Here is a 26,344-nt window from a genome sequence, read left to right on the forward strand (position 1 = left end):
GTTGGTTATGCGAAATAGCCCTCTTCCGAGGATGAGCCGGCGCGGTCGCGTCACCGTCGGCGTCCTGGTCGGGGTCTTCCTTCTTTTCACGCTGCTCGGGTGGGGCATCGACGCGTACACCGATTATCTGTGGTTCAACGAAGTCGACTTCGTCAACGTCTTCTCCGGTGTACTGCTCACCCGGCTCCTGTTGTTCCTGGCCATCGGCATCGCGGTGGCCCTGATCATCGCCGCCAACCTCTATCTGGCCTACCGGCTGCGCCCGCTGCTGCGGCCGCACTCGGCCGAGCAGGCCACTCTTGAGCGCTATCGGATGATCATCGCGCCCCGCCTGGGCACGTGGATCACCGTCATCACCGTGATCATCGGCTTCTTCGCCGGCCTCTCCGCGCAGGGCCGGTGGAAAGACTGGATGCTGTTCCGCAACGGCGGCGACTTCGGCGTCAAGGACCCGCAGTTCAACGTGGACATCGGGTTCTACATCTTCGACTACCCGCTGTGGCGCTACATCCTGGGCGTCGCCTTCACCGCCGTCGTGCTGTCGGTGCTGGGCGCGCTCGCGGTCCACTACATCTTCGGTGGGGTACGTCTCCAGGGCGTCGGCGACCGCATGACGACCGCGGCCCGGGCCCACCTGACCACTCTGGTCGCGATCTTCGTCCTGCTCAAGGCCGTGGCGTACGTGCTCGACCGCCGTGCCCTGCTCCTCGAGCAACACGTGTCGCCGGGCCTCTACGGCGCCGGCTACACCGACGTCAACGCGCTGCTGCCGGCCAAGGAGATCCTGGCCTACATCTCCATCGTGGTGGCGATCGCGATCATCGTGTTCTCCAACGCGGGCATGCGGAACCTGGTATGGCCCGGTGTGTCGCTGGCCCTGCTGGCGATCTCGGCCGTGGCCATCGGCGGCATCTACCCGCTCGCCGTGCAGAACTTCTCGGTCAAGCCCAGCCTCGCCGAGAAAGAAGCGCCATACATCAAACGCTCGATCGAGGCCACGAGAGCCGCGTTCGGCATAGACGCGACCGAGACGGCGCCCTATCGCGCCAACAACGTGGTCCCGCAGGCCGGTCTCACCAGCGACACGAGCGCGCAGAACGCCCGGCTGGTCGATCCGCAGCTGGTCTCGCAGGCCTTCACCCAGTCGCAGCAGTCCCGCGGCTTCTACGACTTCGGCAAGAAGCTCGACGTCGACCGCTACACGGTCGACGACAAGACCGCCGACTACGTGGTCGGCGCCCGTGAGATCAACGACGACAAGCTGACCGCGCAGCAGCGCAACTGGCTCAACCGGCACACCGTCTACACCCACGGCTACGGCCTGGTGGCGGCGCCGGCCAACCAGGTGGTCTGCGGTGGTCTGCCGTACTTCGTCTCCGGCTTCCTCGGCGACGACCGCCCGCCGGGCTGCTCCTCGGCCACCGACGAGATCAAGGTCGACCAGCCCCGCATCTACTTCGGCGAGCAGTCCACCGAATACGCGATCGTCGGCCAGGAGGACGCGAACAAGAAGGTCGAGTTCGACCGTCCGCAGGAGGAGAACAACAACGCCGAGGAGCTCTACACGTACGACGGCAAGGGCGGCGTGCCGATCGGCTCGTTCTTCCGCCGGCTCGTGTTCGCGGTCAAGAACACCGAGAGCAACTTCCTGCTGTCGGACGCGGTCAACTCCGACTCGCGGCTGATGTACATCCGCGACCCGCGCTCCCGCGTGGAAAAGGTGGCGCCGTTCCTGACCATAGACGGCGACCCGTACCCGGCCGTGGTCGACGGCCGGATCACCTGGATCCTCGACGGCTACACCACGGCCGCGACCTATCCGTACGCCCAGAAGATCAACCTGGCCAACGAGACGCGCGACGAACTCACCGGCCAGGGGCAGTTCGCCCTGGCCCGCGACGACGTCAACTACATGCGCAACTCGGTCAAGGCGACCGTCGACGCGTACGACGGCACGGTCAAGCTGTACGAGTTCGACGAGAACGACCCGGTGCTCAAGGCGTGGAACAAGGCGTTCGGCGGTGACCTGATCATCCCGAAGGCGGAGACGCCGGAATCGCTCGAAGCGCACTTCCGCTATCCGCAGGACCTGTTCAAGGTGCAGCGCAACCTGCTCACCAAGTTCCACGTGACCGATCCGCAGGCGTACTTCTCCGGCCAGGACTTCTGGCAGGTGCCGAACGCGCCCGACTCGCCGTCGAGCAACATCAAGCAGCCGCCGTTCTACCTGAACGTCCAGCTGCCCGAGCAGGATGAGACCAGATTCCAGCTGACGGCCGGCGTCACACCGGCCAACCGGGAAAACCTGGCCGCCCTGATCTCCGGCTCGTACGTGGACAACAAACCCGTCCTGCAGGTCCTCGAATTACCCGACCAGACGGTCATTCCCGGCCCGGTCCAGGTCCATCAGAAGATGACCAACAACGCGGCCGTACGCCAACAGCTGAACCTGCTGTCCAACAACGCCCAATCCCAGGTGCTGTACGGCAACCTGATCTCCCTGCCGGTCGAAGGCGGCGTCCTCTACGTGGAACCGGTCTACGTCAAGACCGGCAACCAGGACAACGCGGCGCCCCTGTTGCAGAAGGTCCTGATGTCGTACGGCGACGGCGGCACGTACGTGGTCCTGGCCGACAACCTGAAACAGGGCCTGGAACAGCTGGTCACACAGGGCAAGAACGCCGGCGCCGCGACAGGCAACAACAACAGCGGCAACACGGGCAACGGCAACACGACCAACCCGCCACCGGCCTCACTGACCGGCGAACTGGCCCAGGCCGCGGCCGCCCTCGACACGGCCATCGCGAACGTCAAGACCGCCCAGCAGTCGGGCGACTTCGCCAAGTACGGCGAGGCGCTCCAGGCCCTCGACACCGCGATGACCAACTTCCAGAACGCCCAGAAGGCCGCCAACGGCGCCTCAGCGGCACCATCGACGGCGCCGTCAACGGCCCCGTCCAACCCGGCCCCGTCCGGATCGGTGGCACCATCACCGACCCCCGGCGGCTGACGAACTGAAGGTGGTGGCCCACCGTGAGGAGGGCCACCACCACCCGTTTTGCAGGCAGCCGCAGGGTTGCGCTAGTGTTAACGAGCCGACGCGGGGTGGAGCAGCTCGGTAGCTCGCTGGGCTCATAACCCAGAGGTCGCAGGTTCAAATCCTGTCCCCGCTACAAATTGGGAAATCCCTGTCCGCGAGGTGCGCGGACGGGGATTTTTCGCATGTCTGCCTGGGGGCCGAGCCCCCAGACCCCCACGGTGCGGTCGGGTGCGCTTGGTGGGTGGGGGCGCTTGGTGGAAGAGCTCGCAGGCTTCGCCTGCTCCTCCTCGATCGCCGCCCAACCCAACCCAATCCGGCCCGGCCCGGCCCAACCCGGCCCAACCCGGCCCGGCCCAGCCCAACCCGGCTCAACCCGGCCCAATCCGGCCCAACCCGGCCCGGCCCAACCCAGCCCGGCTCAACCCGGCCCGGCCCGGCCCAACCCGGCCCGGCCCGGCCCAACCCGGCCCGGCCCAACCCGGCCCAATCCAGCCCGGCCCAATCCAGCCCGGCCCGGCCCAACCCGGCCCGGCCCAACCCGGCCCGGCCCAACCCGGCCCGGCCCAACCCGGCCCGGGCCGGCCCGGCCCGGGCCGGTTGTTAGAGGGGCATTAGTAGGTGGCGGGCCATTGTGGTCTGGAGGGTGTTGATTTGGGAGAGCAGGGCGGCTGAAGTTTCGGCTCGGATCTGGTTTTTGGTCAAGGTGATGGCTTCCTGGGCGTCGTCTACGGTGACCAAATTGTCCAAAGCTGTGGTTGTGGCGCCGTACTGGGAGCCGAGGGCGGTGGCGTGGTAGGTCATCGCCGAGGACACGGCGGCGGTGGAGGTCAGGCTGTCGGTTACGGCTGAGCGGGCCTCGTCGATCGCGTCCAGTGCGTCGTTCTGGTCGGTGGGGGCGCCGCCGGTGAAGTCGATCGCGTTCAGTTTCAGGGCGGCGGAGCCCAGCTGGTCGGCGGCCACCGAGATCGCGGTCAGCTGAACCTCGTCCGACGCGCTGCCGCTGGCACCCACCCTGAACGCCAGCGGGGTGGAGGCGATCGAGCCGTCGAGCAGGTTCTTGCCGGCCACTGTGGTGGTGGACGTGCTGAGCCTGGTCAACTCTTCGGTCAGCTGGGTCACGGTGTGCTGGGTCGCGGTGACCGAGCTGGGGTCGGCGGTGTTCAGGGCCAGGACCGCGTTGCGCAGCTCGCCCAGAATGTCGGAGGCCGAGCGCAAGCCGTCCGCGGCGGCCTCCGCGGCGGAGCCGGCGTCCTGCGCCGCCCGCAGGTAGATGGCGGTGGCGCCCTGCTGGGCCCGCAGCGAGATCTCCCTGGTGGCGGCGACCGTGTCCTCAGCGAACGACGTGAACCGGCGGCCGGAGGCGATCCGAGCCGACGACCTTTCGACGGCCTGCAGGGCCTCGGCCTGGTACCGGGCGATCCGCATCGCGGTGACGCTGCTGCTTCCGCTGACGAACATGGGGACTCCTAGGGTGGCTACGAACCCGGGGGAAGGGGTTCAGCCCGACATGTCGGTCGCCGCTCTCGAAACGCAACGTTCTGACCGCTCGATTGCACCACCGAGTGGGAACAACCAACCGAACGGCTACCCGCCGGTGCCTCAAAGGCGTGGCGACGCGGTCCTATCGTGATTGCCGTGGCTGGTGGGCAACCGGTGATGCGGGACTACCGTGCGGCCGCGCGCGCGGTGCGGGCCGCCGATCATGGGGCCGAGACCATCCGCTTTCTGCGCCCGCGCACCTTCGGCTTCTTCCGCGTCCGGGCGCCGATCGCCCTGCAGCTCCACCGGGCGCGACGGGAAGGACGCCTGATCTGGCGCGGCCCCCGGTCGTTCGCCATGCTGAGCCGGCCCGCCGATCGGGCGGCGCCCGACGGCGCAAGGGCACTCCGGTGGATCGACCATCAGTGGTCGCTGGTCGTCCTGGCCCTCGGATTCGTCCTGTTCGTGGTGCTTGCCGTCCTCGTGGCCGCCCTGCGTCCCGTGATCGGCCCGGTGGCGACCTGGTACGCGCTGATCCTCCTCGAGATCGTCTTTCTGCTCGGGGTCGCGGCCGACCAGGTGATGCACCTCCTCGCGGGAGCCTGGCGAGGGCTACGGGCCCTCTCCGGCGGGAGGCCCAAGCCCGACCGGATCGACGCCGAGACGTTGCCGTACGAGGAATGGACGCTGCGGCTGTGTCACCACGAGGACGAACGGGGCGCGGACGGCCTACTGGCCGAGGTCGGCGGGCGGCTCACCGCGCTGGCCGGCCCCGAGGCCGCCCTGGCGTGCCCGCGCGCCGCCGTCACCACGCCGGCGACACGGATCCGGGTGGCGCGGTGGGCGGGCGCCCGGGGAACGGACGAGGAGCGTGAGATCACCGTGCGTCTGCCCCGACGGCCGCCGGTCCGCCGGCAGCGCATCGCCGAGACCGGTTCGTTCTTCTTCCTCTGGATCGCCGTGCTCGCCGCGCTCCTGCTGGGCACGGCGTCACTTGTGGCCGGCTGGGAGCGGGACGCCTGCGCGGGAGACTGCGGGGGCAGGCCGGTGACGTACGGCAAAGCCTTGGAATGGCTTGTCTATCGGCTCATGTGGCAGGAGCCGCCCGATCTGACGGCGATGACCTTCTTCGCACGCGGCGCCGGTCTGGTGGCCGGGTTCCTGGCCTTGTTCACCATCGTCATCGCTGGGTTCAGCGGGGTTCGGTACGCCCGCTACCGCCGCGAGCTGACGGAGGAGCACAGAGAGAGGATGAAGGAGATGTACGGGCGGGAGCGCGTGCTTCTCGTGGTGGCCACCGAGGTCGAGCGGGCGGCGGTGCTGAGGCAGGCCCGCGCTCACCAGGATGACGACGCCACGCTCGATTTCGACGGGGGCCATCCCGTCTATCGGCTCGGGACGATCGGCGGCGCGGAGGTGTTGCTGGCCCACGTCGGAGCGGGTCTGACCAGTCCGGTGTCGGCGCCGTACAGCCTCACGGAGATCATCCGCGAGCGGCAGCCGAGCTACGTGATCATGCTGGGGATCTGCTACGGGCTCCGGGAGGAACGCCAGCAGCTCGGCGACGTCATCGTCGCCCAGCAACTGCAGGTGATCAGCGTGCGGGCCGGGGAGACCGAGATCAGGGATCGCGGGGACAAGGTCACCGCGAGCCACCGTCTGGTCGAGCGTTTCAAGGTCGCGGTGCCGCCGGCGGGCGTCCGCGTCTGGTCCGGTCTCCTGCTCTCCTGGGACGTGCTGGTCGACTCCTCGTCGCTGCGGGAGGCGCTCAAGGCGCGCTACCGCGATGCCGAGGGCGGCGAGATGGAGGGCGCCGCGGTCTACGCGACGTCGGTTCGCGCCCACACGGAGTGGATCGTGGTGAAGGGCATCTGCGACTGGGGACGGGACAAGAGCTCCGAAGCGCAGGAGGTGGCCGCGGCCAACGCCGCCACGCTCGTCCTCGACCTGATCGCGGCGAGCGCCTTCGCGGCTCGGACACCGTGAACGGCGGTCACGACGCCGGCGTGGGCACGGTGAACCAGAAACGGGTGCCACCGCCGGGGTTCTCCTCGACGCCCACCGTGCCGTGGTGGCGTTCGACGATGCGCTGGACGATGGCCAGGCCGAGGCCCGTGCCGGGATAGCCCTGGCTGCCCTCGGCTCGGGTGAAGGCGTTGAAGACCTCGGAGCGCTGCGACTCGGGGATGCCGATGCCGCGGTCGGCGACCTCGATGCGGCACATCGCGTCGTCCATCTCCGTCGCGCCGACGGTGATCTCGGCGGTCCGGTCGGGTGGGGTGTACTTGATGGCGTTGCCGATCAAGTTGTCCAGGACCTGGCGGAGCTGGGTGGGGTCGCCGCAGACGGTCGGCAAGGGAAGGAAGTCGATCTTGGTTCCGGCCGGGGCGCTGGTGCCCAGGCGTTCGGTCACGATGCTGTCCACCAGCTCGTTCAAGTTGACCTCGGCGATGCGCAGGGTCGTGTTGTCGGCCATGGCGTACGCCAGCAGGTCGTCGATCAGGTCGCGCATGCGGCCGGCGCTGGCCTGGACCCGGGTCAGATAGCGGCGCTGCTTCTCGGGCGTCGCGCCGTCGTCCATGTCGGCCATCAGGTCGGCGTACCCGATCACGTTGGCCAGCGGGCTGCGCAGGTCGTGTGCGACCACGCCGGCGAAGCCGACCAGTTCCTCCTCGCGCCGGCGCAGCTGCTGCTCCACCGCCTCGCGGCGTTCGATGTCGTCGCGGAGCTCGGCGGTGGCCTGATCGACGCGGCGCAGCGCCCGGTCCCGGGAGGTCACCACGGTGGCTGTCAGCAGGGCGAGCAGCAGTGTGATCACGCTGCCGATGGCGGCCGCGCCGCGAGCCAGCCAGGCCTCGGTCGTCGGCAGCAGGCGGACCGTGGGCCGGATGGTGAGCTGCCACTGCTTCTGCGGAATCGGGATCTCGATGACCCGCTCCGGCATGCCGGTGTCGACCCGGGCGTCCGGCTTCCAGGTTGCGATCGTGACCGGCCGGCCGCTGGAGATGTCGGCGAACTCCAGGCTGACCTGATCGCCGCCGATCACACCCGGCGTCGGGCCGAGGAACTCCCGTCCGTTGAACGTCATGGCGATCCAGCCCCGGAACTGGCCGGCCTCGGCGGCCGGCTGCGTCGCGAACACGGGCGCCGTCATGATGAAGTACCGGTCGGGAAAGCCCGGCACCTCGAACGTGGGACTGGTCGAGATCCCGCCGCCGGTCCGTGCGATCCGCAGCGCCTGTGCGGCCTGGGCCGTACCTCGAAGATCCATGCCGAGGGTCGCCGCGGCACCGGTCAGGGAGCGGCCGAGCACGACGAAAAAGTGTTCCCCGCTGCCGGTGCTGCCCGCCCGCAAGGTCAGGCCGGCGCTTCCCCGGCCACGCCATTCGGCCTGGGTGGCGGCCGCCGTACCGTCGGTGGCGCTGACGATGTAACCGATCTCGGCCGCCCCCGGAAGCCGCTGCCCGTTGATCGGCGCGGCGATGGCCCCGAACGCATCGGCCGTGAGCTCGGCCTGCGCCCCGAGTGAGGCTGACAGATCGGAGAGCGCCAGCCCGTACTGGATGAGCTCGGCCATGACGACCTGGGCCACCACGGTCTGCCGCTGCTCGAAAGCGCGCTCGCTCCAGCTCTTCGCCGTGCTGTGCAGCGCGTACGTGGCCAGCCCCGTCCCGAGCACCCCGAGCAGGACGACCACGCCGACCACGAGGCCGGACCGTCGCCCAAGCCGGCGGACGCCCACGGCAGCGGTCATGATCTCGACGCTAGCCCGGCGGGGGAGAAGAGCAGGGCAGTTTGCCCACCGACCACCCCGGATTGGGCGTCTCGGGCCGGGGCAGGGTAGGGTTAAGAAGCCGACGCGGGGTGGAGCAGCTCGGTAGCTCGCTGGGCTCATAACCCAGAGGTCGCAGGTTCAAATCCTGTCCCCGCTACAAGTAAGGAAATCCCTGTCCGCGGAGTGCGCGGACAGGGATTTCTCTGTCTGGGGGCCGAGCCCCCAGGCCCCCACGGTGCGGTCGGGTGCGCTGGGTGGGTGGTTGCGCGTGCTTCGGGGTAGCGGACAGGGATTTCTCTATCTGGGGGCCGAGCCCCCAGGCCCCCGCGGTGCGGTCGGGTGCGCTGGGTGGGTGGTTGCGCTTGCTTCGGGGTACGGGTTACGCGGCCAGCTGCTTGTACAGGAGAGTCAGGTCTCCTGAGAGGGCGGCCTTCACGTTGCGGCTCACCTCGTCTACCAGGACCTCGTGGGTGTTGGACTCGATGCCGTCCAGGGCGGCCAGTGCGACGTCCTGGGGGGCGGTCTTCGGGGCGTCGATGGTGGTGGTCATGTCGGTGTCGACGTAGCCGACGTGCAGGCCCGTCACCTCGATGTGGCGGGGGCGCAGCAGCAGGCGCAGCGAGTTCGACTGGGACCAGAGGGCGGCCTTCGAGGCGCTGTACGGGCCGCCGTCGGCGAACCATGACAGGGCCGAGTGCACGTTCAGGATGTGGCCGCCGCCGTTGCGCTCGATCACCGGGACGAAGGCGCGGGCCAGCAGCAGCGGGCCGTAGAAGTTGGCCTCCATGTCGCGGCGGACCTCGTCGAGCGGGGAGTCCAGGTAAGAGGCGCCGGAGGTGAGGCCGGCGTTGTTGATCAGGATGGTGACGTCGGTGGCCCGGGCGGCCACGGCGGCGACCGAAGCCTCGTCGGTGACCTCCAGGGCCAGCGGCACGGCGTCGGGGTGGGTCACCGAGCGCGGGTCGCGGGCCGTGGCGTACACCTTGCTCGCCCCTCGGGCGTACAGCTCCTCGACCAGAGCCTTGCCGATGCCGCGGCTGCCGCCGGTGACGAGCGCTACGGAGTCCTTGATGGCGGTCATGGTGTGTCCCCTCGCAGAAAACTGATCGGTTTCCACCACGGTAAACCGATCGGTTTCCGTACGGCAAGGCTCTGCCCTGTGACGAAGAAAACCGATCGGTTTTTGGCGAGCTATGCTGTCCGCATGACCGGGGAAGCCACGCGGGACCGACTGCTCGACGCTGCGGCGGATCTCTTCTATCGCGAGGGCGTCGGCGTGGGCGTCGAGGCGCTGAGCCGGGCCGCCGGCGTCTCCAAGCGCACGATGTACCAGCTGTTCGGCAGCAAGGACGAGATCATGGCGGCCGGGCTCGACCGTGTCGGGCCGGCCTTCAACGCCCTCCTGCTGCCCGCCGACGACGGCGGAACGCCGCGCGAGCGCATCCTGCATGTGTTCCGCAGCTTCGAGGCGACGGCGACCGCGCCCGGATTTCAGGGTTGCCCGTTCGTCGCGGTCTCGCTCGAGGTCAAGGCGCCGGATCATCCCGCGCGCCTGGTCGCCCGGCGCTACAAGGACATGCTCACCGCGTTCTTCCGCGCCGAGGCCGAGAAGGGCGGCGCCGCCGACCCGGAGAAATTGGCCCGCCAGCTCACCATGACCTTCGACGGGGCGAGCGCCTGGGCCGTGATGCACGGCGAGGCGCCGGACGCGGCCGACATGGCGGCTGTGCTCCTCGACGCCGCGGGCGTATAACGCGAAAAAGCCCGGCTCCTTTCGGAGCCGGGCCGCTGGTTGATCAGCAGTTGGTCTCGCCCGTGCCGACGATGGCCCACTTGCAGGCGTCGACGGTCAGACCCGCGGGCGTACGGAGTTGGGCCGTGTCCCCGCCGTTGTTCCAGACGTAGCCGCTCTTGCCGGCGCGGCCCCAGAACCGGTGGGTCGCCGTGTTCGTGCCCTTGCCGGACTGCACGAAGATCGACGCGCCGGCGTTCAGGTAGGTCGTGCCGGCGAACTTGTAGACGATGCTCTGCGCGTCGCGCACCGTCCAGCCGTTCAGGTCGATGCGGGTCTTGGTCTTGTTGGTGAGCTTGACCCATTCGGCGTTCAGACTGGCGTTGGTGCCGGTGTCGGCGCCCGTGGAGTCGTACCGAATCTTGGTGAACTGGACCGAATTGACCCCAGGGCCGGCCTTGATCGTGACCTTCAGTTCCTTGGAGTAGTTGCCCTGCAGGCCCTGGCTGGTGTCGCCGCCGACGTACGCCCGGAACGTCTGCACGCTGCCCGGCGCCAGGCCGCTGACCTTGGCGTCGAGGAAGGCGCCGTCGGCGTCGCTCGCGCCCTTGCCCGAGAACACCGTCTTCCAGGTGCCGTTGGCCTGCTTGAGCTGGAACTGGTACGGCAGGCCGCCCTGGCCTGGAACGTTCCAGGCGGTCAGATCGGCCCGGCCGGCCACCGTCGACGAGCCGCTGATGCCGACCTGCAGGCGCGAATAGACGGTCACCCGGTTGGAGACGGCCGAGCCTTGGTGGACCTCGAAGAAGAAGCCCGAGTCGACCCAGCGGCTGAACGAATAGCGCCCCGAGGCGTCGGCGGTGGCGACGACGGTGCCGCCCTTCGTCCAGTCCTGGGCCGGTTGCATGTCGTTCCAGCCGATCGCGGTCTCGTACAACGCCACCTGCGCGCCGGGGTCGGCGATGCCCGAGAGGGTCACGGGGTTGTAGCCCACGATGACCGAGGCGCTGGCCTGCAGCGTGGGGGCGCCGGCAGCGGAGGCCGGAGCGGCGACGGCGATCACCGCGCCGACACCGGCAATGGCGGCCATGGATGCGAACCTGGAGATCATTCGCAGCAGTTTAATGAAATGGCCGCGTCCCCGGATTGGCCGTCAGGACACCGGCGAGGACGCTTTTCGGCGATGGGTTCCGGCCGTTGTGGGCCGATTCTGGTGCTCGATATCCAGAAGCTCCGGCCCATCCAGCGGAACTCGATACCGATAAGTGATCCCCTCGTCCCGAACGACAAAGTCGTCCGAATCCTCCCGTCGCCACGTCAAAATCATCTGCCCGTACTTCTCAGCCAGTTTGACCAGCGCCGGGAAGTTGTCGACGTTGACCACAGGTTTGCCCGGTGGGCTGGGCATCGGCTCGACGTGAACGAGGAGTTGGGGATAGCGCCGCTCGATCTGGGCACGGGTACGAAGCGGCATCCGGCGAAGAGCGAGCAGAAACACCACTGCGGCGATCGTGGCTGCTGTGACCAATGTGAGAATGGCCCAGGAGCGAGCCTGAGAAGCCGTGAGACCGAGAATTCCGATCTCGCGCGGGACCACCGTTGTGCTCGCTGCGGTGGAATTGCTGGTCGTCAGCGTGGCGTTGCCGCCGAGCACCATCTGCATCGGGTTCACGTCGAGGGTGAGCGGTGCGCTCACGCCTCCGGCGCCGGGCGACGCGACCCGGGCGGTCACGGCGATGGCCACCGAGCCGTTGCTGGCGGCGCCGATCGCCCTCGACGCCGCGTCGGCTCGTGCGACCAGAGCTGCGAGGTCGAACTTCGCGGTCGCCTGGTAGGAGGTGCCGGTGAAGGCTTCCTCCTCGACCAGTTGGATTGTCGTGTGCCAGCCGGTGCCGTTCGTCAGTTTCGCGCTCATGTCGAAGATGCCCGCCGGCCCGGTGTATTTGGCGACCAGATCCACCTTGTCCGTCAACCTTCGGAAGATCGGTTCAGGTGAGGTCACGGTTGTGCCGTCGTACGCCGCCGACCGAGGGACCTTCGCCGAGTACGAGTAGGTGATCGACTGGCTGGGAGGGGCGGCGACCGTTCGAGTCTCGACTATCGGTTTCATCCAGCCCAGGACGCCGAGCAGGAGCGCTGTGACCGCGAGGGCGATGGCCAGATATGCCGCACCGCGCAGGGTGGGTGGAAGACGCTGCACCGTCTTGAGGACCGCCGCAGCGGTCGCCAGCGAGCCTCCCTGCCGCGACATGGCTTTCACCCTTTTCTTCCGGCGACCTCGCGGAATCTCCCGCCGGTTTCGCGCCGCGGTGGCGGCCCCGCCGCCGACGACCAGAAAGCTGAGCATCCCGATCCCGGTGGGACCGAGGAGCGGCTTCAGCCAGGTGCCGCCGTGCGGAACGTGCAGAACGGCGCGGCCGATGATCTCCTCGGTCGTCGGGTGGGGCCGGTCGATCGACTGGTTGTTGTCCCCCTTGAAGACGAAACCGGCCGAGCCGTCTCCGCCGATGATCCGGTGCAGGACGCGATACCCCGAACTCGAATCATGATAAGCGGCGATCTCTCCCACATGGTACGAATCGTCCTTCGCGACGAAGACCAGATCACCCTGGTAGTAGACGGGGTTCATGCTGACGCCGTCGGTGATGACATAGGAGAGGCGCTCGGTCATCACAGCCCAAGCGCCGAAGGCCGTCATCGCGAGGATGACGGCCACCGTGGCGTTGCGAAGCGTCCTGTGGATGAGATCCCCTGAGGTGCGGCGCTATGCGTAGCGTCGCACCTCAGGGTGCCGGGCGAGCCGGTTTTAGCTGGCCGCGACGAGAACGTCGACCGAGCTGACACCGCTCATGTAGCCTCCCGGAGTGAGGGGGGCGGTCGCCGCCACACACGTGACCGAGGCGGGCGTCGAGTTGGCGAGCTGAACCTTCACCGGGCTGCCGGCGCCGGTCGACGAGGTGGCGGTGCTGCCGTTCGCGTTCCAGCCGACCGTGGGACCGCAGATGAAGCGGTCCGCGCTTCCGCCGAAGGCGCCGTTCGGCGTGACCGTCACGTACTTCTGGGCGGCGTCGCTGGCCACGACGACGAAACCGGAGATCTGCGTCTTGGCGGTGTCGGCGAACGTGTAGGAGATCGAGTCGATGTTCGAGCCGGACAGCGTCTGGGTGATCGTACCGCCGATCCAGCGGTCCTCGGCGGTGTTGGCGCCGGTGGTGCGGGTAAGGCCGCTGCCGGTGAGGGCGGTGGCGGAAGCAGCGATGACACCGGCCGCGGCGACGCCGCCCACGATCTGAAGCATGTTGCGCATTCTGTATCTCCCCTGGTTTCGGTTATCCGTGTCGTCCCGGTTTCGGTCCGGGGTTGTCGTCGTCAGCGGCTCGCTGTCTCGGACACAAGATGTTTCGACCGTGGGGTGGGGTCTCATGAAGACCAGGGGGTTGCATCTCGGGTGCCGCTGACTCCGGGAAACGGGCGTGCGGGACGGTCTGAGACAGTGAGGGCCGTATGACCGAGAGAGAACTTCAAGCCGACTGCGCCCGCTGCGCCGCCCTGTGCTGCGTCGCGCCCGCGTTCGTTAAATCGTCAGACTTTGCCGTCACTAAAGCGGCCGGGAGACCCTGTCTCAACCTGGCCGACGACTTCCGTTGTGGGATCCATGAGCGGCTCGAGCCGCGCGGATTTCACGGGTGTGTGGTGTTCGACTGCTTCGGCGCCGGGCAGCGGATCACCCAGGAGACGTTCGGCGGCCGTACGTGGCGGGACGCCCCCGAGTTGTCCGGGCCCATGTTCGCCGCCCTGCCCGTCGTGCGGCAGCTGCACGAGATCATGTGGTATCTGAGCGAGGCTTTGAAGCTGAGCGAGGCTGCCCGCGTACACCCGAAGCTGGAAAACGCGCTCGCCGAGACCGACCGTCTGGCCGGCGGAACGCCGGACGAACTGACGGCGCTGGACCTGGACGCTCATCGGCGCCAGGTCAATCCGCTGCTGCGCAAGGCCAGCGAGCTCGCCCGGGGGCGCAACCGGCCCGACCACAGCGGCGCCGACCTGATCGGGCGGCGGCTGCGCAAGGCCGACCTGCGCGGTGCGAGCTTCCGGGGCGCGCTGTTGATCGGCGCCGATCTGCGTGAGGCCGATCTGCGGCGGGCCGATTTCACCGGGGCCGATGTTCGGGGCGCCGATCTGCGGGGCGCCGATCTCACCGGAGTGCTCTTCCTCACCGCCTCCCAACGTCGCGCCGCGGTCACATAGTCGCCCTAGGATGAGCGCATGCAGGATGTGTCGGGTGTGGTGTGGGTGGCGACCGTGCTCGGCATTGTCGGGCTGCTGTTGTTCGACTTCTTCTTCCATGTGCGCAAGGCGCATGTGCCGTCGCTCGGCGAGGCCGCCCGGTGGACGTCGATCTACGTGTCGATCGCGATCCTGTTCGGGGTCGGCGTGTGGATCTTCGGCGGCAACCAGATGGGCGCCGAGTACTTCGCCGGCTATGTGACCGAGGAAGCGCTGTCGGTCGACAACCTGTTCGTGTTCCTGCTGCTGCTCGGCAGCTTCAAGGTGCCCCGGGCCGACCAGCAGAAGGTGCTGCTCGTCGGCATCGTCGTGTCGCTGATCGCCCGGACCGGGTTCATCTTCCTGGGCTCGGCGCTGATCAACTCGTTCGCCTGGGTGTTCTACCTCTTCGGGCTGATCCTGCTGATCACCTCGGGCAACCTGCTGCGTGAGCAGCACGGCGACCAGGAGGAGAAGCCCGACAACTTCGTGATCCGGATCGCCCGCCGGGTCCTGCGCACCTCCGACGAGTACGACGGCGACAAGCTGTTCACCTACCAGGACGGCAAGCGCGTTCTGACCCCGATGGTGCTGGTCATGGTGGCGATCGGCGGGACCGACATCCTGTTCGCGCTCGACTCGATCCCGGCCATCTTCGGCCTGACCCAGAACGTGTACCTGGTCTTCACCGCGACCGCGTTCTCCCTGCTCGGCCTGCGTCAGCTCTACTTCCTGATCGACGGTCTGCTCGACCGGCTGGTCTACCTTTCGTACGGGCTGGCGGCGATCCTGGCCCTGATCGGCGTGAAGCTGATCCTGCACGCCATGCACGAGAACAACGTGCCGTTCATCAACGACGGCGAGTCGATCCACGTCGTCGAGATCTCCACGGCGGTGTCCCTGGCTCTGATCATCTCGATCCTGCTGATCACCGTGGTGGCGTCGCTCCTGAGTCCCAAGGGCCGGGCCCAGACGTACGTCGCGGCAGCGCGCCGGCACGCCACAGAGTTCCTCGACATCGAGACGGACCCCGCCTACTGCGACGAGATCTTCCACAAGCTGCTGATCGAGGAAGCCCGCCTCAAGAGCCTGCCGGAGAAGTACCGGGCCCAGATCCGCGCCGAGGACGAGCTCATGGCATTGCTGCACCGGGCGCACAAGCTGCACGAGGAGCGAGTGGCGGCCGGCACTTGCTACGTGCCGGAATCGGCCGGAGCCCGCGAGGCCCGCGCCTGATCCGCGGCGCGGGGCCCGCGTCAGCTCTGGCGGTGGTTGCCCTGGCTGGGGATGTCGCCGGTGTCCTGGCGGGGGATCGAGCCGCGGGTGCGGGCCGCGTTCCCGGCGAAACGGGCGGCGGTGCGCCGGACCGACTCGGCGCGGTCGCCGCCTTCCCAGCCGGCGCCCGAGGTCGGGGTGGGCGTGGGGGTGTCCCAGCCCGCACCCGAGGTCGGTGACGAGGCGCCGCCGTACGGGGGTGGCTCGGGCGAGCGGGGCACGGGCCGCTCGAGGAACGCCGAGAGGTTGGTCTCGCCGGTCGGGCGGGTGCTGCCGGCCTCGGCGCCGCCGGATACCAGGTCGGCCACGCGCGCGGCCAGGCTGGCGGCCCGGGAGTCGAGGTCATCGCGACCGCGTAGGGCGGTGTCGTCGGCTTGCTGGACCCGCCAGCTCTCGGCGGCCGGCCGGCCCCGGCCGTCAGCCGGCGAGGTGGGCGCGGCCGACATGGGCACCGGCGGAGGAGTGGCCGCCGGGGCCGGAACGATCGGCGCGGAAGGCGCGGCCGAGCGAACCACCGGCGCTGAGCCTGCCGCGGCGGAACCGAAACCGGCAGCGGGCACGGGCGGACCGGAGACGACAGGAGGCGCCGAGTACGGAGCGGGGGTGTAGCCGGGCTGCGCGGCCTGGTCAGGAGCGGTGTAGGCCGAGGGAGCGGCGGCGTGGGCCGAGGGAGCGGCGGCGTGGGCCGAGGGGGCGGCGGCGTGGGCCGAGGGGGCGGCGTGGGCCGGGGGCGCCGGTTTCGCGTACGCGTCGGCGGCGGGCGGGGCGTACGCCGACGCGACCCACGGGTTCTGCGGCTGCTGGGGCTCGGCCGCCAGACGCTGCACCGACACCGCGCCGATCAGGGTCACCGTCTGGCCGTCGCCGCCCTGGAAGTTGTTGAACTCCGGGCCGATGACCAGGCGGGACAGCATGCGGGCCTGGAGCACCGGGATGCCCAGCTCGGTGGCGTGCTCCACCCGGTAGCGGGCGATGGCCTGCCGCAGCGTGTTGGCCAGGCGGTCGGCGTCACCGACCGCGGCCAGGTCGCCGCCGGCGAAGACCAGGGCCGGGAACGAGTTGTGCGGGCCGGCGCAGACCAGCTGGATCTGGGTGACCGTGCCGGAGCGGCCGGCGTCGCGGTTGCCCGGCTGCACCCGCAGGTGCTGCGGCCAGGGCCAGCGCAGCTCGCCCGTGCTCAGCGTGACCGGATCGCGGTAGAGGACCCGCTCCTCGGTGACGACCACCTCGGTCTCCTCGGGCAGCGTCCAGCGCGGCATCGAGGCCGGTTCGTCGAACGCGTATTCGGCGACGGCACACAATCCGCTCCAGAGCACACGCTCCGTCGCGCTCTGTATCGAGTCACGCAGTGACGATCCGGCGGGGGCAGCGCTCGTCGGCGCGGCCACCTGCCCTGTATCTGCGGACGCGAAGTACTTGTCCGGCATGCGCGGCTATCCCCCCAGTAGTGCCGCGCCCCCACACGCGGCCGTAACCGATTACAGCGGGGCACGGAGAGTCAAACAAGTGGGCAAGCGCGAATCACACCGGATTTCCTGACGAGTACACGACAGGCCGGAAAAGCTTCAACCCTTTGGACCGAAAGTGGTTACCTACGGTTACCGAAGAGGCTCGCTGGTGGAAGTGGTGACGCTACGGCGACACTGTCCGTCACGGGCGCCGCCCCGCCGGTGAAGCGGTCGAGGTCGGTCTCGACCCGGCCCGGGAACCAGTCGCCGGCGGCCCGGCGCGACAGTTCGGCGATCGGCGGCGGGGTCCGGCCGGCCAGCAGCACGAGGTTGCCGAAGCGGCGCCCGCGCAGCACGGCCGCGTCGGCGACCAGGCACGCCTCGGGCAGCGCGGCCCGGATCGTGGCGACCTGGGCCTTGGCGTGGCGCAGGGGCGGCCCGTCGGCGATGTTCGCGACCAGCCACCCGGCCGGGTCGAGGACCCGGGCGATCTCGGTCATGAACTCCACCGAGGCCAGGTGGGCCGGCGTGCGGGCGCCGGCGAAGACGTCCAGCACGATCAGGTCGTAGCCGCCGTCGCGCATGCCCTCCAGGGCCGCCCGCGCGTCGGCCACCCGGACCCGGATGTTGGCCTTGGCCGGCAGGGGGAGGGCCCGGCGCACCAGTTCGACCAGCGGCCCGTCGATCTCGATCACCCGCTGGGCCGAGCCGGGCCGGGTCGCCGCGAGGTAGCGGGGCAGCGTCAGCGCGCCGCCGCCGAGATGCAGCGCGCGCAGCGGTTTCCCGGCCGGGGCGATCAGGTCGATCGCGGCCGCCATCCGCCGGATGTACTCGAACTCCAGATGGGTGGGATCGGCCAGGTCGACGTGTGATTGCGGGGCGCCGTCGAGGACCAGCGTGAAGGCGCTGTCGCGGTCGGGGTCGGGCGTCACCTCGGCCACGCCGGAGGCGACCGTTTCGACGATCCGCTCCGACCTTCTGCGCTGTGCCACGCCGCAAGTATCCCGGGCGCCGGGGCCGTCACCGCGTCGGGGACCATTTCGGAGTTCCGGCCCCAAACCACTTTTTTCTGGCCAGACTTCTCGGCGTCGTCTCTCTTTTTTCTGTACGGAGGTGGACCGTGTCGACGAGCAATGTGCTGGCGCAGATCATCGGCGGGGAAACGCGCCGCCCCACGGGCCCACCGCCGGCCGGCGCCATGCCCGCGATCCTGGCCGCGGCCCAGGAGGAGGCGGGACCGCCGTTGAAGATCCGGCGCTACCTCTCCGACGAGGGGCCGGCGTTCTGGCGCTGGGACTGCGCCAATTGCGGTGAGTACGGCGGCGGGCGCCACCACAGCGACGCGATGACCCGGGCGATGCGGCACTGCGCCGAACACCCGGACCACCGGTCGTCACTGCTGCCGCCGCTTCTGTGCCGGCAGCGGGACAATTTCGTCCCGCTGCACCCGATGCTGCACGCGGTCGACGACGATCCGCCGCCGGCGCCGCTGGCGGTCTGAGGGCCTCGGCGCTCAGCCGTTGGTGTCGCCGTCGCCGGTGCGCTGCTGCGCCTGGTCGACGCCCTTGTCCACCTGCGACGAGTACTTGTTGCCGGTGCGGTCGTCGACCTGGTCGCCGGCCTTCTCGAGACCCTGGTCGACCTGCTTGTCGTGGTCGTCGGCGAAGTCCTTGGCCTTGTCCATGAAGCCCATCGTCAAACTCCTTCTTGCTTCGGGGGTACGCCTTCTCTGCTTCCCGAGCAGGAGGGAGCAAAACGTCAGGGACGGGTGTCGCCGTCCCCGGTGCGCTTCTGCGCCTGGTCGACGCCCTTGTCGATGTGCGACGTGTATTTGTGGCCGGTGCGCTTGTCGACCTCGTCGCCGATCTTCTCGAGGGCCTGGTCGACCTGCTTGTCGTGCTTGTCGAGGAAGTCCTTGGCCTTGTCCATGAAGCTCATCGGCTCGCCTTTCTCTCTCCAAGGACTTTCGCGACCGCTTGGACGCGCGGATCCTCGGCTATTTTCTCCAGTCCCGTCCTGAGCGGCATCCGCCAGTTCGGGTACTCGTCCATGGTGCCCGGCAGGTTGGGCTGATCGAGCTCGCCCAGCACGTCGTAGAGCGAGGCGGTCACGAACCGGCACGGCGTCCGGGCCAGGAACTCGTGCATCGCCACGATGATCTCGGCGTCCGTGCTGCCCGCGGTGATCAGCCCTTCGGCCCGCAGCGCGTCGAGCAGCTGGGCCCGGTCCCTGGCCGCGTTCTCCCGTTCCTGCTCGACCGGCCCGGCGAGCTGGCCCAGCTCGGCCCGCACCTTCACCTGCTCGCCGGCCAGGAAGCCGGCGGCGGTGGGCAGATCGTGCGTCGAGATCGAGGCCAGGGCGTTGCGCGGGTACTTCGCGGCCGGCAGGTAGCCGCCGTCCGGATCGTCGTCGTCGCGGGTGAACCACAGCACGGCCGAGCCGAGCATGTTCATCCGCTCCAGGCCCTCGGTGACTTCGGGCAATACGGTCCCCAGGTCCTCACCGATCACGACGGCGCCCGCCCGGTGCGCCTCCAGGGCGAGGATGCCGAGCATCGCGTCGGGGTCGTAGTGCACGTACGTCCCGCCGTCGGCGCCCATGCCCGGCGGCACCCACCAGAGCCGCCAGAGGCCGGCCACGTGGTCGACGCGCAGCCCACCGGCGTACCGGAAGATCCGCCGCAGCATGTCCCGATAGGCGGCGTAGCCGGTCTCGATGAGCCGGTCGGGCCGCCACGCGGCCAGTCCCCAGTCCTGGCCGAGCTGGTTGAACGCGTCCGGCGGGGCGCCCGCGTGGACGCCGGCCGCCAGCACGTCCTGCAGCAGCCAGCCGTCGGCCCCGCTGGGGTCGATGCCGACGGCCAGGTCGTGCACCACCCCGGCCGGCATGCCGCGGCGCCGGGCCTCGTCGTTCGCGGCCTCCAGCTGGTGCAGCAGGAGCCCCTGGAGCCAGGCGTGGAAGGCGATGCGCTCGCTGGCGAAGGCCTTCACCTCGGGCGTGTCGGGCCGCTGGAACTCGGGCGGCCAGACCTGCCAGTTCGGGCCGTGCACCTCGGCCAGCGCGCAGAACCGGGCGAAGTCCACCAGGCCCTCGTCGGCCGGAATGTCGGATTGATCGGCCAGGGGCCAGAGGAGCTCCAGCGCGGCCAGCTTGGCTTTCCAGACGGCGCTGTAGTCGATCAGCTCGGTCCTCGCGGGCCGCAGCGCGTCGATCTTCGCGCGCAGCGGCGCGCCGGCCCGGCCGTACTCGGGAATGTCCTCGATCCGCAGGTAGAGCGGGTTGACGAAGCGGCGGCTGGACGGCGAATAGGGCGACGCCGGCACCGGCAGCGTCGGCGTGATCGCGTGCAGGGGGTTCAGCAGCACCAGCCCGGGTGATCCGGAGACGCCGAGGAACTCGCGCAGGTCGCCCAGATCGCCCATGCCCCACGAGCGGGACGAGTGCAGGGCGTACAGCTGAAGCATCCAGCCCCAGGTCTGCGGCGGCTCGGGCAGCTCGGTGGGCACCACGACGAGCGTCACGCTCTGCCCGCCCACGTCGAGCCGGTGCCAGCCCAGGGGCAGGTCGGCCGGCACCTCGTCCACCTCGCGGGTGGTGCCGTCCTCGAGCTCGATCGTGGCCGGCCCGGGCAGGTCACGGCCGCTGCCGTGCCGTACGACCACGGTGCCGGGCATGCGCCCGAGCCGCTCGCGCTCGCGCACGGCGGCCAGCCCGGTGCTGATCGCGGCCGGCGTCGTGGCGTCCACGCCGAGCAGGCCGAGCACCCCGACGACGGATTCGGCGGAGACATCCTTGCGCTCGCGGTGCCAGTCCTCGTACCAGGTGGCCACTCCGTGAGCCGTCGCCAGTGCCGCCAGGTCGGCGTCCATCCGCACCCCTCTCAGTTCGGTCCCGCTGGTCATACCCTGCCGGATCCAGGGGTACTCGCGTGGCCGTCCTTGCCCGTGTCGGTCAAGATGGGGTGCATGTCCTCAGTGGTGAAGTGGTGGTCCCGGATGGCCGCGGTGGTGACCGGCGCCGTGTTGACGCTGGTCGTGCCGGTGCACGCGTGGGCGGCGACGAACGGGGTGACCGACGTCGCGGTCGAGGCGGCGCGGTCGCGGCGCCGTGGCGGCTTCGGATTCTTCGGCATCTTCGGCGCGCTGTGCTGCCTCTTCGTGGTGGCGGCGATCGTCCTGGTCTTCGTTCTGGTCTCCCGCAACCGCAAGCGGAAGTAGGGCTTTTCGCCGAACTTCAGGGATCATGGCGAATCCCGGCCTAGCGTTGAAGGATGCGCATCCGAGCAGGATCGGTCAGATCGGCGGCGCTCGGCTCCGGGGTGGCGGTTGCTCTCTGCGTACCCCTGGCCATCTCCGTCGCGGCCGGGGCCGACAGCAATGTGCTGATCTCCCGTGGCCGGCCGGCGACCGCGTCGTCGGTGGAGCGGGGCGCCACGGCGGCCCAGGCGACGGACACGAGCACGGTCACCCGGTGGGCCAGCGCGAGTGGTCCGGGCAGCCAGTGGCTGCGCATCGACCTCGGCGCGGTCAAGCGGGTCGAGCGGGTGTCGCTGCGCTGGTCGGGGGCGTACGCCAGGACGTACCGCGTGCAGACCTCGACGGACGGCGCCAACTGGGCGTCCGTCTACGCCACGACGGCCGGTAACGGCGGCACCGACGATCTCAAGCGCCTGAACGGCATCGGCCGCTTCGTGCGGGTCCTGGCTACGCAGCGGGCGACGAGGACCGGCGGTTATGCGCTGGGCGACGTCCGCGTCTACGGCCCGGCGTCGAAGGTGCTGCCGGCGGCCGCCCCGCCGACCGGCTCGCTGGCCTCCGGCCTGGAGGACAAGCGGAAGAAGGAGGCCGCCCTCCAGCTGGTGTCGAGCGCCGAAAATTCCACGGTGAGCTGGCGGAACTCGTTCGCCTACATCGAGGACATCGACGACGGCCGGGGTTACACGGCCGGCATCGTGGGCTTCTGCTCGGGCACCTCGGACATGCTCCAGGTGGTGCTCGAATACGCGAAGCGCAAGCCGGGGAACGTGCTCGCCCGCTACATCCCGGCGCTGCGCACGGTCGACGGCTCCGACTCGCACGCGGGGCTCGACCCGGGCTTCCCGGCGGCCTGGCGGACGGCGGCCCGCGATCCGATCTTCCAGAAGGTCCAGGAGGACGCCCGCGACTGGATGTACTTCAACCCGTCGGTGCGGATGGCCCGCCTGGACGGCCTGCGGGCGCTGGGCCAGTTCGCGTATTTCGACGCGGCCGTGATGCACGGGGTGTCGGGGCTTCAGGGCATCAGGGCGGCGGCGATGCGTACGGCCAGGACCCCGGCCCAGGGCGGCGACGAGCCGGCCTATCTGAACGCCTTCCTCAACGCGCGCGTGGCCGAGATGCGCTCCGAGGAGGCGCACAGCGACACCACCCGCGTCGACACCGCCCAGCGCAGCCTGCTCGGCCGCAGCAACCTCGACCTGACGGCCCCGTTGAGCTGGAGCGTCTACGGCGACGCCTATCGGATCGCCCGCTGAGTCACACCTTCTGGAAGAGGCTGGGCAGCGCCGTCGGCTCCCACCCGGGCAGGGAGGTGTGCGCCTCCTTGACCCGGTAGGTCACTCCCTTGTACGTCACCAGGTCGCCGGCCGCGTAGTCGGTGAAGGCCTTCCAGGCGGGCACGGAGGGCGCGCTGCTGGTCGGGGCCGCACTGGTGGGCGTGGCAGTCGTGGGGGCCGCGCTCGTGGGGGCGGCGCTGGTCGGGGCGGCACTGGTCGGGGCGGCGCTGGACGGCGAGGCGGTGGGCACGGACGGCGTGGGCAGCGGCTTCGCGCTCGCCGTCACCTTGACGAAGTCGACGACCATGCGGCCCGGGCGGCGGCCGTCGGTGGCCAGGTTGAGCACCAGCGCGATCGGCAGGCCGGGCTCCTCGGGCACCAGCCGCAGGGCCGGCTTGCCGTCGACCGACCACACGATGGCGGTCGGCGACCAGTCGATGACGTACGTGTGGAAGTCATCGCCCGAGGTCGGGTCGGCGTCCTCGTCGAGGGTCTCGAGCGTGCCGCGCAGCACCCGGCCGTACTTGTCGACCACCCCGAAGGCCCGCCACGGGCCGATCTCGCGCTTGACCTTGATCCGCGCCTCGGCGTGCCCGAACGGCTGCGCGAAGGCCTTGCGGGTGCTCATCAGACGGTCGACGACGAGCTCGCCGTCGCGCTGCCGCCCGTTCTCCCGGTCGTCGCCGTCGATCAGCCACTTGGCGGCGTCGAGCCGTTCGCCGCCGAAGTCGTCGGAGAAGCTGGACCGGCGCTCCGAGGCGTCGGCGACGTCGTTGCGGCCGGGCAGATAGACCGCCGCCGCGAGCCCGACGATGGCCACCGCGAGGGCCGCCACCGCGCGCGGGCGGATGGGCCATCTCGACGTGACTGTCCGGTGACGTGCCTCGCCCACCCTGTGCCCCCTCAGTAACAGCAGGCACGATGCTAAACGTGAGACACGCTCGCGCAAGCTGGGGGGCTACGGCTTAAGGATCTCTTAAGGAAGATCGGCTGGACACCCGAACCGTGGTGCCGCCGGAGCCCGTACGAAGGTCGAAATCGTCGGTCAGCTCCTCGGCCAGCCACAGCCCCCATCCGCCCGGCTGATCGGCCGCCGGGCGCACGGCCGGCTCGGCCCGCTGCACCGGCAGACCGCCGCCGGAATCGCTCACCTCGCACACCACTGACCCGTCCGCGTGCCACAGGGCGACCCGGCCCAGACCGCCGCCGTGCCGGACGGCGTTGGTGAGCAACTCGTTGACCGCGACCACGAAATCGTCCAGGCGGTCGCCGCGGAGACCGGCGTCGGCGGCACAGGACGCGACGGCGTGCCGCAGCGCGGTGATCGAGCTGTGGTCGAACGTCTCGGAGAGCAGAACCTGGGTGCTGATCCTTCGACGTTAGGCCACGCCCGATCTTCTCGCAGTGCGGCCTGCCGGTGGCGCGCGCCATGTGGGATGGTCGGCGCATGCCGGACGTACGCAACAGCGGCTTCCAGACCCCGCTGTGGAGGGCCATCGCGGTCTACCGGATCGCCGCCCTGACGTACGCGACGATCCTGGTCGTCAGCAACGTGGGCGACTATCTGAGGCCGGTGCTGGCCTGGCCGGTGCTGGCCGCGATGGCGGCGTGGACGGTCGTGACCACGTACGCGTACGGGAACCCGGCCCGCCGCCGGCCGCCGCTGCTCGTGGCCGACCTGCTGATCACCATGGCCGCGCTCGCGGCCAGCGTCCTGGTGGTCGGGCGCGGCGCCCTGGAGGCCGGGCGGCCCACCCTGGCCGTCGCCTGGCACGTTGCGCCGGTGCTCTGCTGGGCCGTGGCCGGCGGGCGCCGGGCCGGCATCGCGGCCGCGTTGGCCATGGGCGCCACCGACCTGATCGTGCGGGCGCACTACGACCAGGCCGCGCTCACCGGCGCGGTGCTGATGCTGCTGGCCGCGATCGCCGTCGGCTATCTGGTGCGGATCGCCGAGGTGGCGCAGGAGCGGCTCGAACGGGCCGTCGAGCTCGAGGCGGCCACCCGGGAACGGGAACGGCTGGCCCGGGAGGTGCACGACTCGGTGCTCCAGGTGCTGGCGCTGGTGAAGCGGCGGGGTGTGGGCCTGGACGGCGAGGCGGGCGAACTGGCGCGGCTGGCCGGGGAGCAGGAGACGGCGCTGCGCAGCCTCATGGCCGGCCGCGCCCTGAGTGATCCCCAGGGAGCCGAGCTCGATCTGATGGCGCTGCTGGAGGCGTACGCCTCGCCGGTCGTGACCCTCTCCGGCCCGGCCGGGCCGGTGCCGCTCCCGGCCACGGCGGCGCGGGAGTTGCGGCTGGCGGTGGCGGCCGCCCTGGACAACGTGGCCCGGCACTGCCCGCCCGGCACCAAGGCGTACGTGTTCGTGGAGGACGAGCCGGACGAGGTCGTCGTGACCGTCCGCGACGACGGCTGCGGCATCGAGCCCGACCGGCTGGCCGAGGCCGAGGCCCAGGGGCGGCTCGGCGTGGCCCAGTCGATCCGGGGCCGGGTGGCCGAGCTGGGCGGGCGGGTGTCGATCGTCTCCGCGCCGGGCGAGGGGGCCGAGGTGGAGATGGCCGTGCCGCGGGCACCGATATCGTGAGCCGGTGAGCGCTGCGATCCGGGTGATGGTGGTCGACGACCACCCGATGTGGCGCGAGGGCGTCAGCCGTGACCTGTCCACCGCCGGCTACGAGGTGGTCGCGACGACCGGGGAGGGCCGTCAGGCGGTGCGTATCGCCGCGGCGGCCCGGCCCGACGTGATCGTCCTCGACCTCCAGCTGCCGGACATCTCCGGCGTCGAGGTCATCAACGGGCTTCAGAGCGAGGTTCCGGGTATACGGATCCTCATGCTCTCGGCCAGCGGTGAGCAGCAGGACGTGCTCGACGCGATGAAGGCCGGCGCCACGGGATATCTGCTGAAGTCGGCCGGGCTCGACGAGTTCCTCGACGCCGTGAGCCGCACGGTGGCCGGCGACACGGTCTTCACCCCGAGCCTGGCCGGGCTGGTGCTGGGCGAGTTCCGGCGGATAGCGCCGCGGGAGGCCGCGCCGAAGCTCACCGAGCGGGAGACCGAGGTGCTGCGCCTGGTGGCGAAGGGCCTGTCGTACCGGCAGATCGCCGAGCGGCTGGTGCTGAGCCACCGCACGGTGCAGAACCACGTTCAGAACACACTCGGCAAGCTCCAGCTGCACAACCGCGTGGAGCTCACCCGTTACGTGATCGAGCAAGGGCTTGAGGAGCCCGAGCCTCAGTCGTAGTCGGGCGCGTTGGTCTCGTGCATGGCCAGCTCCTCGGCCGAGGCGCCGCCGCCCGACGCGCCCGCGTCGTAGGCCACGCTGTCGGCCTCGTCGTCGAAGCCGTAGCCCTCGTCCGGCGCGACCAGGCGGCCGACCGGCTGCGGGTCGTCGTCGTCGAGCTGGCCGTCGTCGTAGAGCGACACCTGCGACTTGGGGTCGGAGGTCGGGCTCGCGCCCCACACGTCGGCGTCGAAGTCGCGCTGCTCGGAGCTGTCGACCGTCTCGTCGATCGGGTCGCGGCGCTGCGGGATCTGCTCCTCGGCGCCGAAGTCGGGCTCCTCCTGGCGCAGGCGGCGGTCGAGGGACTCGCCCTCGCGCGCCTCCTCGGCGGTGTCGCCGAAGCGGTTGGAGCCGCCGGGGCCGACGCCCGCCAGCGCGGCCGGGTCGGCGCCGTCGGCCCAGCGGCCGCTCTCGACCTCGTCGTAGGCGGTCGAATCGTCATCCGCGGTGTCCGGCAGGCCCGAAGCCTCCGGGTCGGACACCTCGGCGGGGTAGTCGTTGTCTCGCATGTGCGCAAT

General features: G+C 70.0%; 24 protein-coding genes and 2 tRNA genes. 12 read left to right on the plus strand and 14 right to left on the minus strand.

The genetic code is table 11. The annotated features are described in order from the left end of the window. Nucleotides 1–31 precede the first annotated feature (31 nt). Nucleotides 32–3,010 carry a UPF0182 family membrane protein gene (locus tag ACFY36_RS22855; protein ID WP_499747978.1) on the plus strand — a complete coding sequence of 993 codons (2,979 nt, stop codon included), beginning with the start codon at nucleotides 32–34 and terminating at the stop codon, nucleotides 3,008–3,010. Nucleotides 3,011–3,099: 89 nt separating this feature from the next. Then, nucleotides 3,100–3,173, plus strand: a tRNA-Met gene (locus tag ACFY36_RS22860). A 467-nt stretch (nucleotides 3,174–3,640) separates the two neighbouring features. Here the strand turns inward: ACFY36_RS22860 and ACFY36_RS22865 are convergent. Then, nucleotides 3,641–4,498: a flagellin gene (locus ACFY36_RS22865; protein ID WP_499747979.1), complete on the minus strand. Its 858-nt coding sequence runs from the start codon at nucleotides 4,496–4,498 to the stop codon at nucleotides 3,641–3,643. A gap of 177 nt (nucleotides 4,499–4,675) precedes the next feature. On the opposite strand from ACFY36_RS22865, the gene ACFY36_RS22870 reads away from it, so the two are divergent. Continuing rightward, nucleotides 4,676–6,505 carry a 5'-methylthioadenosine/S-adenosylhomocysteine nucleosidase family protein gene (locus ACFY36_RS22870; protein WP_499747980.1) on the plus strand — a complete coding sequence of 610 codons (1,830 nt, stop codon included), beginning with the start codon at nucleotides 4,676–4,678 and terminating at the stop codon, nucleotides 6,503–6,505. Nucleotides 6,506–6,512: 7 nt separating this feature from the next. On the opposite strand, the gene ACFY36_RS22875 is transcribed toward ACFY36_RS22870, so the two are convergent. Beyond that, nucleotides 6,513–8,273 (minus strand): sensor histidine kinase, encoded by a 1,761-nt coding sequence (locus ACFY36_RS22875; RefSeq protein WP_499747981.1) that lies wholly within the window; start codon nucleotides 8,271–8,273, stop codon nucleotides 6,513–6,515. A 104-nt stretch (nucleotides 8,274–8,377) separates the two neighbouring features. Here ACFY36_RS22875 and ACFY36_RS22880 point away from each other — a divergent pair. Continuing rightward, nucleotides 8,378–8,451, plus strand: a tRNA-Met gene (locus ACFY36_RS22880). Between the two features lie 222 nt (nucleotides 8,452–8,673). Here the strand turns inward: ACFY36_RS22880 and ACFY36_RS22885 are convergent. After that, nucleotides 8,674–9,375, minus strand: coding sequence for an SDR family oxidoreductase (locus ACFY36_RS22885; RefSeq protein ID WP_499747982.1), 702 nt, complete (start codon nucleotides 9,373–9,375; stop codon nucleotides 8,674–8,676). Nucleotides 9,376–9,498: 123 nt separating this feature from the next. On the opposite strand from ACFY36_RS22885, the gene ACFY36_RS22890 reads away from it, so the two are divergent. Then, a complete protein-coding gene (locus ACFY36_RS22890) occupies nucleotides 9,499–10,047 on the plus strand; it encodes a TetR/AcrR family transcriptional regulator (protein WP_499747983.1) in 549 nt (182 codons plus the stop codon). Nucleotides 10,048–10,090: 43 nt separating this feature from the next. On the opposite strand, the gene ACFY36_RS22895 is transcribed toward ACFY36_RS22890, so the two are convergent. The 3 genes from ACFY36_RS22895 to ACFY36_RS22905 form a co-directional block, all read right to left on the minus strand. Then, nucleotides 10,091–11,116 carry a lamin tail domain-containing protein gene (locus ACFY36_RS22895; protein ID WP_499747984.1) on the minus strand — a complete coding sequence of 342 codons (1,026 nt, stop codon included), beginning with the start codon at nucleotides 11,114–11,116 and terminating at the stop codon, nucleotides 10,091–10,093. Between the two features lie 63 nt (nucleotides 11,117–11,179). Further along, a complete protein-coding gene (locus ACFY36_RS22900; protein WP_499747985.1) occupies nucleotides 11,180–12,742 on the minus strand; it encodes a DUF5305 family protein in 1,563 nt (520 codons plus the stop codon). Nucleotides 12,743–12,832: 90 nt separating this feature from the next. Then, nucleotides 12,833–13,324: a hypothetical protein gene (locus tag ACFY36_RS22905; protein WP_499747986.1), complete on the minus strand. Its 492-nt coding sequence runs from the start codon at nucleotides 13,322–13,324 to the stop codon at nucleotides 12,833–12,835. A gap of 395 nt (nucleotides 13,325–13,719) precedes the next feature. Here ACFY36_RS22905 and ACFY36_RS22910 point away from each other — a divergent pair, with 395 nt between their 5' ends. Next, entirely contained in the window at nucleotides 13,720–14,274 is a 555-nt protein-coding gene (locus ACFY36_RS22910) for a pentapeptide repeat-containing protein (RefSeq protein ID WP_499747987.1), read from the plus strand. A gap of 18 nt (nucleotides 14,275–14,292) precedes the next feature. Beyond that, the gene (locus ACFY36_RS22915) at nucleotides 14,293–15,528 is read left to right on the plus strand and encodes a TerC family protein (RefSeq protein ID WP_499747988.1); all 1,236 of its coding nucleotides are present in this window, start codon (nucleotides 14,293–14,295) and stop codon (nucleotides 15,526–15,528) included. A 20-nt stretch (nucleotides 15,529–15,548) separates the two neighbouring features. Here ACFY36_RS22915 and ACFY36_RS22920 read toward each other — a convergent pair whose 3' ends face one another. After that, nucleotides 15,549–16,994 (minus strand): hypothetical protein, encoded by a 1,446-nt coding sequence (locus ACFY36_RS22920; protein ID WP_499747989.1) that lies wholly within the window; start codon nucleotides 16,992–16,994, stop codon nucleotides 15,549–15,551. A gap of 161 nt (nucleotides 16,995–17,155) precedes the next feature. Further along, complete coding sequence (locus ACFY36_RS22925; protein ID WP_499747990.1) at nucleotides 17,156–18,007, minus strand: spermidine synthase; 852 nt, start codon at nucleotides 18,005–18,007, stop codon at nucleotides 17,156–17,158. Nucleotides 18,008–18,135: 128 nt separating this feature from the next. On the opposite strand from ACFY36_RS22925, the gene ACFY36_RS22930 reads away from it, so the two are divergent. Next, complete coding sequence (locus ACFY36_RS22930; RefSeq protein ID WP_499747991.1) at nucleotides 18,136–18,516, plus strand: hypothetical protein; 381 nt, start codon at nucleotides 18,136–18,138, stop codon at nucleotides 18,514–18,516. Between the two features lie 12 nt (nucleotides 18,517–18,528). Here the strand turns inward: ACFY36_RS22930 and ACFY36_RS22935 are convergent, their stop codons facing one another. From ACFY36_RS22935 to malQ, 3 genes are all read right to left on the minus strand, one after another. Then, nucleotides 18,529–18,708 carry an antitoxin gene (locus ACFY36_RS22935; protein WP_499747992.1) on the minus strand — a complete coding sequence of 60 codons (180 nt, stop codon included), beginning with the start codon at nucleotides 18,706–18,708 and terminating at the stop codon, nucleotides 18,529–18,531. Between the two features lie 65 nt (nucleotides 18,709–18,773). Continuing rightward, nucleotides 18,774–18,953, minus strand: coding sequence for an antitoxin (locus ACFY36_RS22940; RefSeq protein ID WP_499747993.1), 180 nt, complete (start codon nucleotides 18,951–18,953; stop codon nucleotides 18,774–18,776). Further along, nucleotides 18,950–20,917: a 4-alpha-glucanotransferase gene (malQ, locus tag ACFY36_RS22945; RefSeq protein ID WP_499747994.1), complete on the minus strand. Its 1,968-nt coding sequence runs from the start codon at nucleotides 20,915–20,917 to the stop codon at nucleotides 18,950–18,952. The genes ACFY36_RS22940 and malQ overlap by 4 nt, the downstream gene beginning before the upstream one ends. Before the next feature lie 63 nt (nucleotides 20,918–20,980). Here malQ and ACFY36_RS22950 point away from each other — a divergent pair, with 63 nt between their 5' ends. Together ACFY36_RS22950 and ACFY36_RS22955 are read left to right on the plus strand one after the other, a co-directional pair. Beyond that, complete coding sequence (locus ACFY36_RS22950; protein ID WP_499747995.1) at nucleotides 20,981–21,232, plus strand: hypothetical protein; 252 nt, start codon at nucleotides 20,981–20,983, stop codon at nucleotides 21,230–21,232. Nucleotides 21,233–21,285: 53 nt separating this feature from the next. Continuing rightward, a complete protein-coding gene (locus ACFY36_RS22955; RefSeq protein WP_499747996.1) occupies nucleotides 21,286–22,527 on the plus strand; it encodes a chitosanase in 1,242 nt (413 codons plus the stop codon). A 1-nt stretch (nucleotide 22,528) separates the two neighbouring features. Here the strand turns inward: ACFY36_RS22955 and ACFY36_RS22960 are convergent, their stop codons facing one another. After that, entirely contained in the window at nucleotides 22,529–23,440 is a 912-nt protein-coding gene (locus ACFY36_RS22960; protein WP_499747997.1) for a carbohydrate-binding protein, read from the minus strand. A 73-nt stretch (nucleotides 23,441–23,513) separates the two neighbouring features. Continuing rightward, nucleotides 23,514–23,918 (minus strand): ATP-binding protein, encoded by a 405-nt coding sequence (locus ACFY36_RS22965; protein WP_499748206.1) that lies wholly within the window; start codon nucleotides 23,916–23,918, stop codon nucleotides 23,514–23,516. A 77-nt stretch (nucleotides 23,919–23,995) separates the two neighbouring features. Here ACFY36_RS22965 and macS point away from each other — a divergent pair, with 77 nt between their 5' ends. Together macS and ACFY36_RS22975 are read left to right on the plus strand one after the other, a co-directional pair. Next, on the plus strand, nucleotides 23,996–25,129 hold the full coding sequence (gene macS / locus ACFY36_RS22970) for a MacS family sensor histidine kinase (protein WP_499747998.1): 1,134 nt from the start codon (nucleotides 23,996–23,998) through the stop codon (nucleotides 25,127–25,129). A gap of 25 nt (nucleotides 25,130–25,154) precedes the next feature. Then, nucleotides 25,155–25,787, plus strand: a complete 633-nt coding sequence (locus ACFY36_RS22975; protein WP_499748207.1) for a response regulator — start codon at nucleotides 25,155–25,157, stop codon at nucleotides 25,785–25,787. Here the strand turns inward: ACFY36_RS22975 and ACFY36_RS22980 are convergent. Further along, nucleotides 25,778–26,335, minus strand: coding sequence for a DUF5709 domain-containing protein (locus ACFY36_RS22980; RefSeq protein WP_499747999.1), 558 nt, complete (start codon nucleotides 26,333–26,335; stop codon nucleotides 25,778–25,780). The genes ACFY36_RS22975 and ACFY36_RS22980 overlap by 10 nt on opposite strands. Nucleotides 26,336–26,344: the final 9 nt, after the last annotated feature.

It is taken from the genome of Actinoplanes sp. NPDC000266, assembly GCF_042899005.1.
In the GTDB taxonomy this organism is placed as follows: Bacteria; Actinomycetota; Actinomycetes; order Mycobacteriales; family Micromonosporaceae; genus Actinoplanes.

Coding starts and splice junctions, on each gene's coding strand:
- macS (WP_499747998.1), top strand. CDS start 23,996: ATGCCGGACGTACGCAACAGCGGCTTCCAGACCCCGCTGTGGAGGGCC.
- ACFY36_RS22920 (WP_499747989.1), bottom strand. CDS start 16,994: ATGCCGGACAAGTACTTCGCGTCCGCAGATACAGGGCAGGTGGCCGCG.
- ACFY36_RS22940 (WP_499747993.1), bottom strand. CDS start 18,953: ATGAGCTTCATGGACAAGGCCAAGGACTTCCTCGACAAGCACGACAAG.
- ACFY36_RS22915 (WP_499747988.1), top strand. CDS start 14,293: ATGCAGGATGTGTCGGGTGTGGTGTGGGTGGCGACCGTGCTCGGCATT.
- ACFY36_RS22905 (WP_499747986.1), bottom strand. CDS start 13,324: ATGCTTCAGATCGTGGGCGGCGTCGCCGCGGCCGGTGTCATCGCTGCT.
- ACFY36_RS22890 (WP_499747983.1), top strand. CDS start 9,499: ATGACCGGGGAAGCCACGCGGGACCGACTGCTCGACGCTGCGGCGGAT.
- ACFY36_RS22895 (WP_499747984.1), bottom strand. CDS start 11,116: ATGGCCGCCATTGCCGGTGTCGGCGCGGTGATCGCCGTCGCCGCTCCG.
- ACFY36_RS22950 (WP_499747995.1), top strand. CDS start 20,981: ATGTCCTCAGTGGTGAAGTGGTGGTCCCGGATGGCCGCGGTGGTGACC.
- ACFY36_RS22955 (WP_499747996.1), top strand. CDS start 21,286: ATGCGCATCCGAGCAGGATCGGTCAGATCGGCGGCGCTCGGCTCCGGG.
- malQ (WP_499747994.1), bottom strand. CDS start 20,917: ATGACCAGCGGGACCGAACTGAGAGGGGTGCGGATGGACGCCGACCTG.
- ACFY36_RS22980 (WP_499747999.1), bottom strand. CDS start 26,335: ATGCGAGACAACGACTACCCCGCCGAGGTGTCCGACCCGGAGGCTTCG.
- ACFY36_RS22935 (WP_499747992.1), bottom strand. CDS start 18,708: ATGGGCTTCATGGACAAGGCCAAGGACTTCGCCGACGACCACGACAAG.
- ACFY36_RS22885 (WP_499747982.1), bottom strand. CDS start 9,375: ATGACCGCCATCAAGGACTCCGTAGCGCTCGTCACCGGCGGCAGCCGC.
- ACFY36_RS22865 (WP_499747979.1), bottom strand. CDS start 4,498: ATGTTCGTCAGCGGAAGCAGCAGCGTCACCGCGATGCGGATCGCCCGG.
- ACFY36_RS22875 (WP_499747981.1), bottom strand. CDS start 8,273: ATGACCGCTGCCGTGGGCGTCCGCCGGCTTGGGCGACGGTCCGGCCTC.
- ACFY36_RS22975 (WP_499748207.1), top strand. CDS start 25,155: ATGGTGGTCGACGACCACCCGATGTGGCGCGAGGGCGTCAGCCGTGAC.
- ACFY36_RS22855 (WP_499747978.1), top strand. CDS start 32: ATGAGCCGGCGCGGTCGCGTCACCGTCGGCGTCCTGGTCGGGGTCTTC.